The sequence below is a fragment of the Streptomyces sp. CT34 genome (assembly GCF_000805335.1).
Classification (GTDB): domain Bacteria; phylum Actinomycetota; class Actinomycetes; order Streptomycetales; family Streptomycetaceae; genus Streptomyces.
In genome coordinates this window covers 7,166,416-7,179,485 of sequence record NZ_KN708638.1, presented here as the reverse complement: position 1 = coordinate 7,179,485, position 13,070 = coordinate 7,166,416, and the positions used below count along the sequence as shown (strand labels likewise).

General features: G+C 71.5%; 6 protein-coding genes and 1 pseudogene. 4 read left to right on the top strand and 3 right to left on the bottom strand.

What is annotated here, in order from left to right:
• The first annotated feature begins 218 nt into the window (after positions 1–218).
• Positions 219–890, top strand: a complete 672-nt coding sequence (locus RZ84_RS31290) for a DedA family protein (protein WP_043267713.1) — start codon at positions 219–221, stop codon at positions 888–890.
• 615 nt (positions 891–1,505) lie between these two features.
• A complete protein-coding gene (locus RZ84_RS31285) occupies positions 1,506–2,078 on the top strand; it encodes a restriction endonuclease (RefSeq protein ID WP_043267711.1) in 573 nt (190 codons plus the stop codon).
• Positions 2,079–2,141: 63 nt separating this feature from the next.
• Here RZ84_RS31285 and RZ84_RS42540 read toward each other — a convergent pair.
• Both RZ84_RS42540 and RZ84_RS35355 read right to left on the bottom strand, forming a co-directional pair.
• Positions 2,142–2,840 (bottom strand): annotated as a pseudogene (locus RZ84_RS42540) (FAD-dependent monooxygenase); the annotation flags it as partial.
• Positions 2,841–3,240: 400 nt separating this feature from the next.
• The gene (locus RZ84_RS35355; RefSeq protein WP_052230292.1) at positions 3,241–3,762 is read right to left on the bottom strand and encodes a DUF2231 domain-containing protein; all 522 of its coding nucleotides are present in this window, start codon (positions 3,760–3,762) and stop codon (positions 3,241–3,243) included.
• Between the two features lie 169 nt (positions 3,763–3,931).
• Between RZ84_RS35355 and RZ84_RS31275 the strand changes: the two genes are divergently transcribed.
• Both RZ84_RS31275 and RZ84_RS31270 read left to right on the top strand, forming a co-directional pair.
• Positions 3,932–4,561 (top strand): DUF488 domain-containing protein, encoded by a 630-nt coding sequence (locus tag RZ84_RS31275; protein ID WP_043267709.1) that lies wholly within the window; start codon positions 3,932–3,934, stop codon positions 4,559–4,561.
• Positions 4,562–4,720: 159 nt separating this feature from the next.
• Positions 4,721–6,739, top strand: coding sequence for an aconitate hydratase (locus RZ84_RS31270; protein ID WP_052230291.1), 2,019 nt, complete (start codon positions 4,721–4,723; stop codon positions 6,737–6,739).
• Between the two features lie 328 nt (positions 6,740–7,067).
• Here the strand turns inward: RZ84_RS31270 and RZ84_RS31265 are convergent, their stop codons facing one another.
• On the bottom strand, positions 7,068–13,040 hold the full coding sequence (locus tag RZ84_RS31265) for an SDR family NAD(P)-dependent oxidoreductase (RefSeq protein WP_347232796.1): 5,973 nt from the start codon (positions 13,038–13,040) through the stop codon (positions 7,068–7,070).
• Positions 13,041–13,070 lie beyond the last annotated feature (30 nt).

Genomic DNA, 13,070 nt, shown 5'->3' with positions numbered 1-13,070 from the left:
GGCCGGTGCGGCGGACGTGCAGTTGCCAGGCGGAGCCTGGGACGAACCAGCGGACTGCGTGCCGTGCGGTGCGCTGCCGGTCGGTGACCAACGGCCGCCAGGCACCGGGGCTGGTCGCCCGGCCGCGCACCGGGGCGCTGCGCCCGCTGCCGACCACCGACTCCAGCACTGCCGCGGCGCACGCCACACGCTAACCTCGGCACGAGGGACGATCCGCGATGAGCGCACCCGTACTGCCCGGCGTACTGGCCGACCTCGCCCCGCTGCTGGACCACTGGGGATACGCGGCGGTCGGCGGTCTGCTGTTCCTTGAGGACTTCGGGATCCCGGTCCCCGGGGAAACGGTGCTGATCGCCGCCGCCGTCTACGCCGGCGCCGGGCAGCTGAACATCGTCGCGGTCGGCGTGATCGCATTGCTCGCCGCCATCCTGGGCGACAACGTCGGCTACGCCATCGGCCGCTTCGGCGGCCACCGCCTGGTGACCCGGTTCGGCCGGTACGTGCTGCTGACCCCGGCACGGGTCGCCAGGGCCGAGGCGTTCTTCAACCGGCACGGCGGCAAGATCATCACCGTTGCGCGCTTCATCGAGGGCCTGCGCCAGGCCAACGGCATCATCGCCGGGCTCAGCGAGATGCCCTGGCGGAGGTTCCTCGCCTTCAACGCCCTGGGAGCGACGCTGTGGGTGGGCACCTGGGCCACCCTCGGCTACCTCGCCGGGAACCACATCGGCACCCTGTACCCGGCCGTCCAACGCTACGAGCTGTACCTGCTGGCCGCTGCGGTCGCCGTCCTCGCCGCCGTGACCGCACACCACGTACTCCGCCGCCACTCTGCCCGCACGACCCAACCCTCCTCCGCGCCGGACGGCCCCGACACCCCGGCTCGCTGACCCATCAGCCCCGCCTGCCGAACCGGCCGCAGGCACAGTCATGGCCTGCACCAGCCGTCATGGCCTGCACCAGCCGGTCAATACGTCGCGCGCGGATGCTCTCCAGCAGCGTGGGCGTGCACAGCGGACTCGAACAACTTCTCCGTATCGTGCGTCGCAAGCGCCAGACATTCCCGCCAGGCGTCGCCCCTTGCCCGCCCCCCCCCGCCGCCAGGTCGCCAGGTCGCCACCGTCACGCTACCCGGTCTCCATGACGGGCCACCGCTTGCGGCAGCAATGGCCTCTTTCACCCCATCCCCGAGGACGCCGGTGAGGAGGTTGTGCGTACGGCTCGACCATGTTCAACGAGCAAACCGACCACACGTGCCGTTCGCGTGCCATAAGTCACCTGCCGACGCGGCGAGTTGGGAGCCGCAAGCCCTTCCCGAGCGAACTGACCAGTCGTCACCTCGAATCGCGAGATCGACCTTCCTTGACCTGCGTCACCCCGTCCCGTCGAGTCGGTTCCGATGCAGTGGCGAAGGCACCATTTCGTCATCGCCGGCCGAGTAGATCCACGGCGGATTGGGGAGCGTGGAGCAGACAGACAGCCGAGGGCAGGGAAGGGCGGGGGAAATGGGCACCGTGCTGCTGGTGTCAGCCGTACTGGCCGGGGGCGCCGTGATCGTGGGCCTGGTGCGCGTCGGGCGCCATGAGGCGCGGGCCGAGCGGGCCCGGCTCGCAGAGCAGGCCCGCGTAGCGGCCCGGAGGTCGCTGGACGCGGTCTGGGCGATGGACGACCGGGAGTTCGAGGAGTACGTGGCCGAGTTGTGCCGGCGGGACGGGTGTACCGACGTCCAACGCGTCGGCGGCAAAGGGGATTTGGGCGCCGATGTGACCGGCCGGCTCCCCGATGGCCGCAAGCTCGTGATCCAGTGCAAGCGGTTCGCCAGACACCGCTCGGTCGGCAGCAGGGACCTGCAGACGTTCAACGGCACCGCACGCTCGGAACACGGAGCCGACGCCCCGGTCTTCGTCGCCTCATGCGTCTTCACCAAGCCCGCCCGCAGCTTCGCCGCCAAACACCGGCTGGCACTCATCGACGTCGACCTGCTGGGCTTCTGGAACAGCGGCACCCCTCTGCCCAAGCTCCTGGACCTCGACATCGGCCGCTCCGGCAACAACCGCAGGCTCCGCCCGGATGACTGATGGGCGATCCGCCCGTGAACAACCCACCTGCGACGGCGCCGGCCGGCCCTGGCGCCCGGTGACCGCGGCGAGCACCTGCTCCAGTCGAGCCGGGTCCGCCGTTCCGCGGGTGCGCCAGGCGATGAAGCCGTCCGGCCGCACCAAGAGGGCCTCGTCGTTCGCGAGGTTCAGTGAGGACGCCACCTGTTCGTCCAGCACGACCGCGTCGAGATCCATGCCCAGCGTGGCGGCGACCGCTCGTGCCGCCCCGCGCCAGTCTTCCCCGGTCGCACCGGCCGGCACGGCGAAGCGGGAGCGGTTGAGGTCGAGGGTGGACACGGTCCCGCCGGCCGGCCACCGGTGCGGGAGTCGCGATCCCGGTGCCCCGTCGAGACTCACCGTGAGGTCCTCGGTGGACGGAAGCTCGACGACCGGATCGATCACCGCCGAGGAGGCATAGCGGTATCCCATGGTGACCATCGGAGCGTTCCAGGCACCGGCGGCGCGACGCTCCGCGACGGCCGTCGGGTCCCAGTGCATCCTCGGGTTCTCCCAACGCAACAGCGCCTGGCGGGTCACCAGTTCGGCGACCGCATGGCGCCCTTGGTGGTAGCTGTCCAGCAGGCGGTCCGCTGCCTGGCCGGCCGGCACCATGGCCAGCTTCCACGCCAGGTTGTGCGCGTCCGCGACACCGGTGTTCAGGCCGAACGCGCCGAGCGGCGTGACGGCCCGCGCGGCGTCGCCGACCAGGAACGCCCGTCCGCGGCGGAACGCGTCCGCCATCCGCACGGTCGCCCACCGGAAGCGGATGACCCCGACGCCGAGGCCCGTTTCGAGTTCGGCCTCGACTGCCTGCTCACCGGCTTCGCAGCCGCACTTGAGCGCGGCTAGTGGTTCGCGACACAGCTACTGACGCCCGTCACCACGCATCGCGTTCCCGCTCCCGCCGCCCGGGAGCGAGTGAGCGGGCGGGACGCTCGCCCTCGCCGCTCCGCTCCTCCCTGCCTCCGTATTCGTTCGTACGAGGAGCTTGCTTACGGATTCCCACGTATTGCTTCGTCCGAATTCCCACGTATTGCTTCGTCCGGGAGCCTGCTCCCGGATTCCCACAACGCACCGGTTCGTCGGCGTCCCGGACCGCTGCCCAATCCACGGGTACGGCCTTCGGCAAGAGCGCACAGGGTCAGGCCGCGCGGTCGTGATGGATACCGATCAGCCTGGTGCTCTGCACCGTGAGCTCGTCGCGCTCCTGGGACGAGGTGAGGCGGATACCGATGTGGTAGTCCTGCACCAGCATCCAGCCCAGGACGCCGGCGGCGATGGTGCAGGCGACTCCGGCCGCGGCGAGTGCGAGGCCGAGGGTGGCTCCGGTGGCGGGACCGTTCCAGTGCGTGACGTACGTTCCGAGACTGATGGCGAACAGGACGAGTGCGGTGACGTTGAGGCCGGCGTGCGCCAGGCCGACGGTCTTGGCCGCCGAGCCGTGCGGAACACCGAGCGCCCAGTCGATGAGTCCCGGCACGGCGGCGAGCAACGCACCGCCGACGCCGACAATGTTCAGGGCGATGGCCAGATTGAGCCAGAACTGGTTCCCGTTCGCCGCGTACACCGCGAAACCCACCAGGGTGCCGGTGTAGCAGGCGATCGGATAATTGACGAGCATGGGATGGACGGGGTGACCGGCGATGGCAGCTTTGCTGTACATGGCACCTCCCGAACCGACGTCGTAGGCAGGCGGCGGTGTGGGTCTGACAGTTTCAGCGTCTCTCTGTCACGGGGGTCTGCAAGTGGACCGGCCACGCGTGGAGTCCTTCCCGTCCACAGCCCTGGCTCGGGCGGGAGGGGGCGCGGGAACTGAGGAGGGCGGCCCGTTCATGGCGCAGTTGCCACACCAGGACCGGCCTGTCGGCACCGCTGCCGCCGGCGGCGCGTCGGCATACGCTGCCGGGCCCGGTGCCGGCGGGCTCCTGTTGACCTTCGGCCACGGTACGGCCGGTGCCGCTGAGATGACGCGGTTGTTGCAGGGTGCCGAGGTGCGCCGCCTGGTCGACGTGCGAAGGGCACCCGGCAGTCGGCACAATCCCGATGCCGGACGCCACACCATGGAGCAGTGGCTGCCGCAGGCCGGCATCGCCTACCGCTGGGAGAAGCGGCTCGGAGGCCGGCGGACGGCACGGCCGGACACGCCCGACACCGCACTGCGCAACCGGGCCTTCACCGGGTATGCCGGGCACATGCGCTCCCCGGAATTCCTCGCCGCCATCGACGACCTGCTCGCCGACGCCGCTGCGGAGCGCACCGCCGTGATGTGCGCCGAATCCGTGTGGTGGCGCTGCCACCGCAAACTGATCGCCGACTTCCTGGTTCTCGCCCGCCAGGTGCGGGTGCTGCACCTCATGCACGACGGCACACTGCGCGCGCACCTGGTCAGCCCGGAGGCACGGCTGTGGCCCGAACGCCGCCTGCTCATCTACGACGCGGGCCAGCAGTTCCTTCCCGGCTGACGCGAGAGTACGGATCCGGCTCGTCAGCGGAAGACCGGTGGAAAACCGGCGGAACACCGCGTTCGGCCGAGGCGGACGACGGCCGGTGCATCCGGACGGGCCGAACCAGGCAACTTCGCACCGAGTGTTCCCCTTTGTCCGACCGGGTACCCCTTGGGTATGGGCGACGTGAACAGCTTCGGCGCGGAGCGCTCACGGGGAACGGTGGCGCACCGGCTCATCGCGGACCATCTCGTCGAGGGACGGATGGAACCGGGCCAGGAGATCGGGCTGAGGATCGACCAGACCCTCACCCAGGACGCCACCGGCACGCTGGTGATGCAGGAACTGGAGGCACTGGGCCTGGACCGGGTCCGCACCCGGGCGAGCGTCCAGTACGTCGACCACAACCTGGTCCAGGCCGACGAGCGCAACGCCGAGGACCACGCGTTCCTGCGCTCTGCCTGCCGGCGTTTCGGCGTCTGGTACTCCAAGCCCGGCAACGGTGTCTCCCACCCCACCCACATGCAGCGCTTCGGCGTCCCCGGCACCACCCTGGCCGGGTCCGATTCGCACACCTGCGCCGCCGGTTCGCTCGGCATGCTCGCGCTCGGCACCGGCGGCCTGGAGGTCGCACTGGCCATGACCGGACGGCCACTGCATGTGACCATGCCGGAGATCTGGGGCATCCGGCTGACCGGCCACCTGCCGCCATGGCTGAGTGCGAAGGACGTCATCCTGGAGATGCTGCGCAGGCACGGCGTCAAGGGCGCGGTGGGCAAGATCCTTGAGTACCACGGCCCTGGACTGGACGGCCTGACCGCGATGGACCGGCATGTCATCGCCAACATGGGCGCCGAGCTGGGCGCCACCACCAGCGTCTTTCCCGCCGACGCCGCGGTGCGCGACTTTCTGCGCGCGGAGGACCGGGAGGAGGACTTCCACGAGATCGCCGCCGAGCCCGACGCGGTCTACGACCTGCGGGACGACATCGACCTTGCCGCGCTCGAACCGCTCATCGCCCGCCCCACCTCACCCGGCAACGTCGTACCGGTACGTGCGGTCGCGGGCGAACCCATCGGACAGGCGGTCATCGGCTCGTCCGCCAATCCGGGGCTGCGGGACTTCGCCATCGCCGCGGCCATCGTCAAGGGCCGCCAGACCGACCCCGCGGTCAGCTTCGACATCAACCCCACCTCCCGCGAGATCCTGGCCGACCTCACCCGCATGGGTTCGACCTTCGATCTCATCGCCGCAGGGGCGCGCATCCACCAGGCCGGATGCCTGGGCTGCATCGGCATGGGGCAGGCCCCGGCCACCGGCCGCAACAGCCTGCGCACCTTCCCGCGCAACTTCCCCGGGCGCTCCGGCACCGAGCGGGACGCGGTGTGGCTCTGTTCCCCGGAAACGGCCGCGGTCTCCGCCCTCACCGGCGAGATCACCGACCCGCGGGACTGGGCGGACAAGGAAGCCGTCGCCTACCCGCAACTACGGCTGCCCGGCCGGGCGTCGGTCAACACCGCCATGCTGGAAGCCCCGCTGCCGCCGGCGGAGGCCGCCCGGGTGGAGTTGGAACGCGGCCCCAACATCTCCGGCCTGCCGGACTTCGACCCACTACCCGATGTGCTGTCGGGGCCGGTGCTGCTCAAGTGCGGCGACAACGTCTCCACCGACGAGATCTCCCCCGCGGGTGCCCGGGCACTGCCGTACCGCTCCAACATCCCCAAGCTCGCGGAGTTCGCCTTCACCCGGATCGATCCTGACTACCCGCGGCACGCCGCCGAGCTGAGCGATGACAGCGCTCCCGGCGGGCACTTCATCGTCGGCGGCGAAAACTACGGTCAGGGCTCCTCTCGGGAGCATGCCGCCATCACCCCGCGCTACCTGGGACTGCGTGCCGTGATCGCCAAGTCCTACGCCCGTATCCACTGGCAGAACCTGGCCAACTTCGGCGTCCTCGCCCTGGAGTTCGCCGATCCGGGCGACTACGACCGCATCGACCCCGGCGACCGGCTCCGATTGGAGGACCTCCACTCCGCCCTCACCGCAGGAGCCGCCCCCCGGCTCCGGATACACAACACCACCAAGAACGAGACATACGAAGTCGGCCACCGCCTCTCCAGCGGCCGACGGAGCACCGTGCTCGCCGGTGGCATCATCCCGGCACTTGCGCGCGCGGACCCATCCGGCCCCGCATGACCCCAGGCCATCTCGACGGCCCCGGAAGCCCGGACCACCCCCGGTGACGCTCCGTCGGGCCAGATGGGGCGCGCACCTCGAACTGCGCGATGAGTCGCGACAACGGCCGCGGCAACCGTGAACGCGAAGACCACCTTGGCCTCAGGGGTCCTGAGCGGTTCGGCAGGGGCACGACACAGGTGTGATGCGTCAGTGGCCGGTGCGGACGACCGCGCCGGTCTGTGCCGCGGCGCTGTCATCCGGCTGAGGGCGGGTCCCGCGATCCCCTGCGCAACAGGCCGGCGCGGAACGACCGGTCAGCTGTCGGCCCGAGGCGCGAGGTGCCGTATCAGGTGGCGGCCGTGGTGCCCTCGGCGCGGGGAACCGGCGGGTTCGGAAGCGGAGTCGGAGTCGGGGGCTGCGCCTCGTCGTCGGCGGTTCGGGGTGTCGGAAGCACGGGGGTGTCGGTGCTGCGGGCCAGGCCCAGCCGCAGGTACACCATCTGCGCGATGTCGGCGATGGTGCCGTTGGCGTTGCGCAGCAGTTCCATCGGCGGGATCTGCACCTCGTACTGCTGCTGGAGGTTGACCAGGAGTTCGGCGGCCATGAGCGAGTCCAGGCCGTAGGTGTCGACCCGGCGGTGCGGGTCGATCTGGGCGGCGTCCATCTGCAGGACGCCGGCGAGCATCGTGGTCAAGGTGTCGGTGATGTACTCCAGTGCCTCTTCCGGTGTCATCTGGCCGAGCTTGCGGAGCAGTTCCTCCCTGCTGAGTCCGGTACTCGCGGCCCCGGGTGGTACGAGTCCGGCGAGCCGGGGACTCGCCATGATGGGGAACAGCTTGGCCGCGCGGCCCCAGTCGCTGCGGACGACGGACGCCACGTCGGCGTCGGCCTGCAGCAGTTGTTCGGCGTGGGCGAACGCCTCGGCCGGGCGGATCGCCTGCAGACCGAAACTTGCCAGGGAGGAGAGCAGGTCGTTGCGCGTCACATAGCCGGTCTCGGCGAGCGCGCCCCAGGCGAGCGCGAGGCCGGGCAGGCCCTGGCGGCGGCGGGCGCGGGCGAGGGCTTCCAGGCAGAGGTTCGCGGCGGCGTAGGGTGCCTGTTTGACGTTGCCGATCACGGTCGTGCCGGAGGAGTACAGCAGGAACAGGTCGCATTCCCGGTTCCGGGTGAGGGCGTCGAGGACGACCGCTCCGCCGATCTTGGGGGCCATGACCGCGGCCATCCGCTCGGCGTCGAGGTCGACGAGCAGGTCGTCATCGAGGTGCATGGCGCTGTGGACGGCACCGCGGAGCGGGTGGCCGCCGGCGTCGATCCTTGCCACCACCTCTCGCATGGCTGCCAGGTCGGCGATGTCGGCCGGGTATGCCGTGGCGCTGATTCCGCGTTCCCGCAGTGCCGCGAGGACGGCTTGGCACTCTGGTGCGTCCGCGCCGCGGCGGCTGACGAGCGCCAGGTGCCGGGCACCGAGGTCGGCGAGCCAGTGTGCGGTCGTGGCCCCGAAGCCGCCCGTGCCGCCGCCGATGAGGTAGGTGCCTTCCGGATCCAGGCGCGGGGCACGGTTCCGGCGTTCGACGTGCGGTGGTTCGTCGAGCGGGTCGAAGGCGACGACCACCTTGCCGATGTGGCGGGAGTGCTGGAGGAGTGAGAAGGCGTCGGCGACCCGTGCGGCGGGGAAGACCGTGTGCGGCAGTGGCCGCCACGCCTCGCGCAGCACCGAGGAGGTCATGTCCCGGCGGAGACTCTCCAGGTGGGCGGGGCTGTCGATGACCTTCGTGAGGTCCACTCCGAAGAAGGCGATGTTGTTGGCGAAGGGGCGTAGCAGGAGCGGCTTGTTTTCGTAGATGTCCCGTTTGCCGAGTTCCAGGAACCGGCCGCCGGGCCTGAGCAGTTCGAGGCTGCGGGTGATGGCCTCACCCGCGAGGGAGTTCAGCACGACGTCGACTCCCCGGCCGCGGGTGATGTCCCTGATCTGGTCGGCGAAGTCGAGCGAGCGGGAGTCGAGGACGTGCCGGACACCCTGGCGACGCAGGAAGTCCCGCTTGAGGCCGCTGCCCGCGGTGGCGATGACGTGCGCGCCGCATGCGGCGGCGTACCGCAGGGCCGCCAGTCCGACGCCGCCGGCCGCGCCGTGTACGAGGAGCGTCTCGCCTGGCTGGAGGCGTGCCAGGGTGACGAGGCTGTAGTGGACCGTGGCGAAGGCCACCGGCATGGTGGCCGCCTCGGTGTAGGTCATGTCGTCCGGTACCGGCCACAGGGCTTCGGCGTGCGCCACGGTATGCGAGGCGAGGGACGCGGCCGACAGGCCGGCGACCCGGTCACCGGGCTTCAGGGCGGTCACGCCCGGACCGCAGGCCACGACGGTGCCCGCGCATTCCAGCCCGGGGCCGCATTCGGACGGTGTTCCCTCCGCGGCCTCGGCCGGCAGCAGGCCGACGCTCTGCATGATGTCGCGGTAGTTGAGGGCGGCGGCCCGCACCGCGACGAGCACCTCTCCGGGCCCGGGCTCGCTGGGCTCGGTCTCCTCCCAGGCGAGGCGGTAGGCCAGCCCCGGGTCACGGACCGTCAAGGTGAGGGCGAGGTCTTCGGTGGCCGGTACGGCCGCCGGCCGGGTCTGCTCACGCAGGACGAACCGGCCGTGTGCGGTGAGGGCGACCTCGTCCTCGTCGGTGGGGTGGAACAGTTCCTGTGCCAGGCGTCCGGCGTCGGTATCCGTGGCTCCGGTGCGGTGCAGGGACAGGCGCCGGCAGTGGAGGCCGGGCAGCTCGTTGGCCAGGCAGCGGCCCAGGCCCCACGGCACCGCGTCCGCAGGACGGGTGTCGTCCGCCGTCAACGGGGCGACACCGCTGGGGTGGGTCACCAGCCACAGTTCGGGCCGGACGCCCTCGGGCAGGCGGTCGCATGCCATGGCGCAGGTGCGTACGGCTTCTGCCCGCCGGGCGGCGCGTGCCACGACGTCGGCCGGGACGTCTTCGGTCGCCTCTCCGAAGAGGAGCACCATGGCGAGGGTGCCGGAGTCGTCGCGCCGGCGGGCTGCGGCCAGTCCGGCCTCCCAGTCGGCGACGGTGCCGGGCATGGGGAGCGGTTCCGCGGCCGTACCGCCGGCGGCGGTGACTGTGCTGACGAGCGCTTCGGCGAGTGGCTGGGCGTCCGGGGTCTCCGCGGCGATCAGGAACGTCGTCTCCGCCCGGTCCGCGGGTAGACGCAGCGGGGCGGGGCCGGGGGCGGTGTTCGGGTCGGAATCGGTGACGGCGGTCCGGGCGAGCAGGACCGAGGCGTGGTCCCGGCCCGGGGCCTGGTCGTAGCCTGTCTGGACGATGTCCTCGAAGCCGCACCGCTCCAGCAGAGCGGGCCACTGCTCGCGCGGCAGCAGCAGCGAGCGCGTCCGCAACTCCGTGTCACTGTGCCCGTAGAAGCTCTCCAGGGTGCCGAAAAACGGGGCGAGTACCTCGGAGTCGTGCGCCTCGATGCCCAGCAGGACGCCACGCGGCGCCAGCAGGCCGGCCACCCGGTCGAGGGTGGCGCCGAGGTCCTTGGCCGTGTGCAGGGCGTTGGCCGCGACCACGATGTCGAAGCTGTGCGGAGCGTAGCCCTGTTGGGCCGGGTCGGCGTCCAGGTCGAGGGTGCGGTACTCGACGAAGTCGTAGGCGCTGAACCGGGCCTGGGCCCGGGGAAAGAAGAACGGCGAGACGTCGGTGAAGCAGTAGCGGGTGCGGTCCGCGGGCAGCAGGGGCAGCAGGGCCGCGGTGGTGCCGCCGGTGCCCGCTCCGACTTCCAGGACGCGCAGCGGCCGGTCGGCCGGCCAGGCTTGGACGATGTCGCGCAGCAGGGTCTGGGCGAGACGGTTGTGGAACCGGCAGAACGGAGCGGTGTCGTAGAACTGCTCCAGTGCCCGGACCGTGGCATCGTCGGCCAGCAGTTCCATCGGATCCTGGCGTCCGCGCAGCAGCTCCGGGAGGTGCTGGATCTGCTGCGCGGCGAGTGCCTGCTCGGCGACGCCGGCGGGGAGGGCTTCCCCGGGCCGGCGTGCCGACCGATCCGCCGTGCCGTCCTCGGCCGCAAGGCGGTGGCGCCCGTCCTCGTCGGTGACGAAGGTGCCGCGGCGCCGCAACGCCGGTTCCAGCAGCGCCCAGAGGCGCTGGTGTCGTTCGTCCAAGCCCCATGACACCAGGTCGTGTTCGGTGAAGGGGGCCGTGGGATCAGGCAGCAGACCGGAGACGGTCCGGGTGAACGCGTCGAGGAACTCGTCCACGAAGAGGGCGGCTTGCTTCTCGTAGCACATCGTCCGCGCGTCCGCGCACAGGTCGGCGATGGCATCGGCGCAGGCGGCGGCGATCCGTCGCGGTGAGGGCAGGGGCACCGGGGCGCAGGGCTCGTCGTCGCGCGGGGCCGCGCGGAGCACCGTGTGCTGCACGGTGAGCGGGGTGCGGTGCGCGGCGGCGAACCGCCGCAGACGGCAGCCTCGCATCTGCACCGTCACGGTGCCGTCCGGGTCCGTGACGGTGATGTCCCAGCAGACCTCGTCGGCGGTGCGGGACCGCTCCGTCACCAGGAAGGTGCCGGACGTGGACGGGGTGGCCCACACGCGCACGGAACCGATGACGGCCGGTAGGTATGCCTGCCCTTCCGCCAGCCGCTCGGCCAGCAGCGGAACGCCCGCCTGCAGTGCGCCGTCGAGGAGGGCGGGGTGGACCGTCCACGGGGCGCCCGGGGCGTTGTGGGTGTAGTGGGCCAGGACTTCGCCGTCGCCGACGGCGAGTCCGGTCAGCACCTGGAAAGCCGGTCCGTATCCGAGTCCGGCGTCCGCGCAGCGGGTGTAGTGCTGCTCGGCGGTCACGGCCCGCGGGCACCGGCCGCGAATGGCGTCCAGGTCGACGGGGGCCGGGCGGGATGCGACGAGTTTCCGGACCCGGGCCCGGGCGTGCGGGCGGGTTCCGCCGGCCCGGTCGTCGCTGCTGGACACCAGCAGCGTGCCGTCGTCGGGGTTCAGCGACACCTGTACCTGGGTGGTGGAGGGGTTGTCCCAGGGGATCACCAGGGCGCTGGTGATGTCCAGGTGCTCCATCTCGGTCGGTGCGTCGAGCGCGAGGCGTCCGGCGGCGAGGGCCATCTCCACGTATCCGGTGGCGGGCATGACGACGGAGCCGGCCACCCGGTGATCGGTGAGCCACGGCACCAGGACCGGTTCGACGACTCCGGACCACAGAGGCATGGGGGCGGCCGCCCTGGCGCCCAGCAGCGGGTGGTCGAACGGCCCGGTGCGGAGCCACAGTTCCTTGTCGCCGCCCCACTGCCGTTCCCGTTGCCACGGATAGGCAGGCAGGTCGACGACCCGGCCCGGACGGGGGAAGTACCGGTTCCAGTCGGTGGCCGCCCCGGCGGCGAGCAGCGTGGCGCGGGTGGTGGCCAGGCCGCCCGGCCCGTCGGCTTCCCGGTGCAGCGTCGGCAGTACGGCGGTGGTCGTCCGCGGGCGGCCGGCCGCGATCCGACGCAGATAGGAACGCAGGACGGGGTGCGGGCCGATCTCCAGGAAGATGTCCGCGCCGTCGTCCATGGCCTCCTCGACGGCCGCGGCGAACAGGACGGGCTCGCGGACGTTGCGCCACCAGTACACGGCGTCCAGGTCCGTGCCGGCGATGCGGGCGCCGGTCACCGTGGAGTAGAGCGGCACCGGGGCAGGGCCGGGTTCGAGAGCCTTGAGCGCGGCGGTGATCACCTCGTGCTGGCTGTCCATGGCCCGGCTGTGAAAGGCGTAGTCGAGGCCGAGGTCGCGGTGGAAGACCTCGCGCTCGGCCAGGTCCTCGCCGAGTGCGGCGACGGCCTCGGCCGCTCCGGCGACAGTCACGTCCTTGGCGCTGTTGATGCCGGCGATCTCGATCCTGCCGGCGTACGGCTTCAGCGCCTCCTCCGCCTGCTCGGTGCCCAGGCCCACGGCCGCCATCCGGCCGGATCCCGCCGTGGCCGCCTGGGCCCGACTGCGTACCGCGATGACCTCGGCGGCCTGGGCCAGGGTGAGGGCGCCGGCCGTGTGGGCGGCGGCCACCTCGCCCACGCTGTGGCCGAGCGCCATCGCCGGTTCCACCCCTTGGGACCGCAGCACGGCGACGATGCCCAACTGCACGGCGAACAACAGTGGTTGTGCCACCTCGGTCGCCGCGAGCCGCCATTCTTCCCGCGGCCGGACCATCTCCTCGGCCACCGACCAGCCCAGCCGGGGCTCAAGTTCGGCATCCACCGACGCGACGGCCTTGCTGAAGACCGGGTCGCGGGCGAGCAGATCCGCGCCCATGCCGGCCCACTGCGAACCGTTGCCGGAGAACACGAACGCCACCCGGCCGCTGGGCACCGCCTC

Excerpts from the sequence above, each read along its gene's own strand:
- RZ84_RS31290 (WP_043267713.1), top strand. The coding sequence starts at position 219 with ATGAGCGCACCCGTACTGCCCGGCGTACTGGCCGACCTCGCCCCGCTG.
- RZ84_RS31285 (WP_043267711.1), top strand. The coding sequence starts at position 1,506 with ATGGGCACCGTGCTGCTGGTGTCAGCCGTACTGGCCGGGGGCGCCGTG.
- RZ84_RS35355 (WP_052230292.1), bottom strand. The coding sequence starts at position 3,762 with ATGTACAGCAAAGCTGCCATCGCCGGTCACCCCGTCCATCCCATGCTC.
- RZ84_RS31275 (WP_043267709.1), top strand. The coding sequence starts at position 3,932 with ATGGCGCAGTTGCCACACCAGGACCGGCCTGTCGGCACCGCTGCCGCC.
- RZ84_RS31270 (WP_052230291.1), top strand. The coding sequence starts at position 4,721 with ATGGGCGACGTGAACAGCTTCGGCGCGGAGCGCTCACGGGGAACGGTG.